This window comes from Plebeiibacterium sediminum (assembly GCF_026013605.1).
Classification (GTDB): Bacteria; Bacteroidota; Bacteroidia; order Bacteroidales; family Marinilabiliaceae; genus Saccharicrinis; species Saccharicrinis sediminus.
Genome location: NZ_JAPDPJ010000236.1, coordinates 1 through 743 on the forward strand (window position 1 = coordinate 1; position 743 = coordinate 743).

Annotated in this window: 1 protein-coding gene; it reads left to right on the forward strand. The window is 44.3% G+C overall.

Annotation, left to right across the window (positions count from 1 at the left end):
- Positions 1-606: hypothetical protein (locus tag OM075_RS25260; protein ID WP_301193339.1), on the forward strand; the 606-nt coding region annotated here is incomplete at its 5' end.
- Between the last annotated feature and the right edge of the window lie 137 nt (positions 607-743).

Genomic DNA, 743 nt, shown 5'->3' on the forward strand with positions numbered 1-743 from the left:
ATTGACTTTATGAAAGCTACCAACAACATAGGCAAGCCCATTGCTGCCGTAGCAGGGTTTGCAGTTGGCAAGTACGCTTTAAAGAAGTTGGAAAAAAGCCAGACCGTTAGCGGTTTGTTGGGCAACGAAATGAAAACTTACATCGTTCCGGCAGCCGTTACTATGGGCGGTTTGGTAGGTACGCAGTTTACCAAAAACGAGTATGTGAAGCTGGGTTTGGTCGGTGCAGCAGGCGCAGGTGTTGAATCCATTATCAAGAAAGCCACAGGTAAAACAATCCTTCAAGGATTAGAGGGCATTATCGGTGATGAAGATTACAGCGATGTGGATGAAATGGACGGACTACGTGCCTTAAACCCAATCACACAAGCACTCCCGGCAGCCGACATTGACATCGAGCGTGAAATTCAGGCTTCGGTATCAGGTGCAGCATCGGACTATTCGATGAGTGACGACCCGATTGGCAATGCAGCCAATGATTATGCAATGAGCGATGAACCGATTGGTAGTTCAGATGATGACGATGAGCCAGTTGGCAAAATCCAAAACTTAGACCCCGATAGTATGGACTATGACATCTTTTCGGGCGATATGATGGCATCCTGATTCTCACTAAATAACATTTAATCAATTTAATAACAAGGCTATTAAGCCGCAAAACAAATTATCATGGCAGAAATTAATGAGCAAAATGATTTGTACCCTTCGATGGAAGAAATAGAGGGTTTAGAAGAAGCGATTCT